This is a genomic window from Terrisporobacter muris (genome assembly GCF_024621905.1).
GTDB classification, from domain to species: Bacteria; Bacillota; Clostridia; order Peptostreptococcales; family Peptostreptococcaceae; genus Terrisporobacter; species Terrisporobacter muris.
In genome coordinates this window covers 1-2,836 of the sequence record NZ_JANKBY010000399.1, presented here as the reverse complement: position 1 = coordinate 2,836, position 2,836 = coordinate 1, and the positions used below count along the sequence as shown (strand labels likewise).

Annotated in this window: 3 protein-coding genes; all 3 read right to left on the bottom strand. The window is 25.7% G+C overall.

Going from position 1 to position 2,836, the window contains the following annotated elements:
* On the bottom strand, window positions 1-734 hold a 734-nt coding region (locus NSA58_RS18355; protein WP_257560807.1), incomplete at its 3' end, for a CCA tRNA nucleotidyltransferase.
* A gap of 81 nt (window positions 735-815) precedes the next feature.
* The gene (gene spo0A, locus NSA58_RS18350; protein WP_039679638.1) at window positions 816-1,643 is read right to left on the bottom strand and encodes a sporulation transcription factor Spo0A; all 828 of its coding nucleotides are present in this window, start codon (window positions 1,641-1,643) and stop codon (window positions 816-818) included.
* Window positions 1,644-1,750: 107 nt separating this feature from the next.
* Window positions 1,751-2,767: a SpoIVB peptidase S55 domain-containing protein gene (locus NSA58_RS18345; protein ID WP_074429179.1), complete on the bottom strand. Its 1,017-nt coding sequence runs from the start codon at window positions 2,765-2,767 to the stop codon at window positions 1,751-1,753.
* Window positions 2,768-2,836: the final 69 nt, after the last annotated feature.

Below are 2,836 nucleotides of genomic sequence, written 5' to 3'. Positions count from 1 at the left end.
CTAATTTTTTTATATAACTCTGCAATTTTGTTTTCATCTTCTTCACTACTTATATTCAAATAATTTAATAATTTTGTTTTAAAAAGATAAATAACATTTTCTGGTTTATTACTAAGTATGATTTTATTAAATTCATCAGTTATTCTCTCTAAGCTAATATTTTTTATTATTTGTGCATTATCGTAAATAGCTAAAAGAGTATTATCCTCTATTTTAAAATTTAATTTACTAGAAAACCTAATAGCTCTAATCATTCTAAGTCCATCTTCATTAAATCTATTATAAGGATTCCCCACTGTTTTAATAATTTTATTTTCAATGTCAATATTACCTCCAAATAAATCTATTAATCCTTCTTTTTCATTATAAGCCATAGCATTTATAGTAAAATCGCGTCTTTTTAAATCTTCCTCTAATTTACTCGTAAAATCAACATTTTCTGGTCTTCTATGATCTTTATATTCACCTTCAATTCTATATGTAGTTATTTCATAAATATCATCATCTATCACTACACTTACCGTTCCATGCTCTATTCCTATGTCTATACATTTAAAGTCTCTAAATATCTCTTTAATGACCTTTGGAGTAGCACTTGTTGTTATGTCATAGTCATTAGGCTCAAAACCTAATATGGCGTCTCTAACACATCCTCCTACTATATATGCTTCATAATTATTTTCATATATTTTATCTATTATATATTTTACTTTTGGAGGTAAATCCATTTTCATATTTGCATCTCCTTCATATGTTGATAGTCAAAAAATTAAGCCCCCTAAATAATTAGAAGGCTTACTGTAATCAATTTAAAATTATTTAACCATGCTGTGTTCTAATCTTAATTTATCTGCAATCATTGCTATAAATTCAGAGTTTGTTGGTTTTCCTTTAGTATTGTGTACTGTATAACCAAATAATTGATTTATTGTATCAACCTTTCCCCTACTCCATGCAACTTCTATTGCATGTCTTATTGCTCTTTCAACCCTACTTGGAGTAGTGTTATATTTTTTTGCAATGCTTGGATATAACTCTTTAGTAACTGCTCCTAAAAGTTCTACATTATCAATAACCATCTTAATAGCTTCTCTTAAATATAAATATCCTTTTATGTGAGCTGGAACACCTATTTCATGGATTATATTTGTTATTTCAGTTTCTATATTTCCTGTATTTTTAACATAATCACTTCTTGTCATTTGTACTTCTTGATTTTGTCTTATTTTTGGCTCTCCACCAACTACTTTATTAGTTACCAATTCTCTAATTCTATTGATGAATATTACAAAATCAAAAGGTTTAACAATATAATAATCTGCTCCCAAATTTATAGCTGTTTGAGTTATTTTATCTTGCCCAACTGCAGATAAAACTATTATTTTTGGTTGTTTTGGAAGATTCATAGAATTTAATTTTTCTATTACTCCTAAGCCATCTAAGTGTGGCATTATTACATCTAGTACTAATAAATCTGGTTGAGTTTTTTGTACTAACTCAAGAGCCTCAATACCATCTTTAGCTATTCCTAATATTTCTATATCTTCTTCATTAGATAAATATTCTTTTAATAGCTGGCAAAAATCTTTATTATCATCAGCTAATACTATCTTAATCTTTTCGTTCACTAAAATTCCCCCCAATATAAGTTTATCTTATTTTAATTTTTTTAATATGCTTACTCTTTTAGGTTTATTCGACACTGTAAAATTATATTCCTTCTAACAAGTTAAATTATTTTATTATCATTTTACAATTTTAACATTTCATCAATGAAAATACCATATCCTTTTTTAGGATTATGTTTAAATACATAAGTTAAACTGCCAATAAGTTTGTTATTTTGTATAATAGGCGCACCACTCATACCTTTTACAATTCCACCTGTATAGTCAATTAATTTATTATCAACTACTTTTATTAACATATTATTTTCTTCTTTTAGTATTTTTTCTATTTTTATTTCATATGATTCAACATTTCCTTCTTTTGATTGAAAAAGTATATATGCACTTCCAGTTTTTACATCATTCTTTTTCCCAATTTCTATAAGTGGAAGGTTAAAATTGTAATTATAATTATAAAAATTGCCCTTTATACCATTATTCGAATTAATAGAAAACTTTCCAACAGAATTATTATAGTCTATTATAGCCTTAATTTGTCCAACATTTTTTTCATTATTTTTATAAATGTCTATATTTGAAGCATTGTAAATATTTCCCTCTTTAATACTTAGTAATTTATCTGTATCCATATCACAAATACCATGACCTATGGCATAAAATTCATTTGTAATAGGATTATAACATGTTAATGTACCTATACCAGATATTTTGTCTCTTACCCAAAGACCTAGCTTATATCTATCATCTTCCTCTTTAGTTTTAATTTTGCATTTTTTAACTTCATCCTTTCTTTCAAATACAATTTCTACCTCATCTGAACAAAGTTTATTTAAAATATTTGTAATATCTTTACTATTATTAATTTTTTCTCCTTCTATAGATATGATATTATCTCCTATTTTTAGACCTCCAATATACTCTATATCATCTTCTTCAAATCCTATAACCAAGGCTCCGTCTGTATCAGCCTTAATTCCCACAATATTTCCAAGGGGATACACATATTTCTTACTTGATATATTTTCACCTTGAAAGGTTTCCAAAATATCTTTATCTTTTTGTTTTATTAGTATATTACAAAAAATCAGCAAAGCAAAAGCAAAAAAAATACTTATGATAAATCTATTATTTTTTTTCATACTTAATCCCATATCCTTCTAATAATAATTTCTATATTATAATTCCATTAAATAGTTAAAATATACAAA

Coding starts and splice junctions, on each gene's coding strand:
- NSA58_RS18345 (WP_074429179.1), bottom strand. CDS start 2,767: ATGAAAAAAAATAATAGATTTATCATAAGTATTTTTTTTGCTTTTGCT.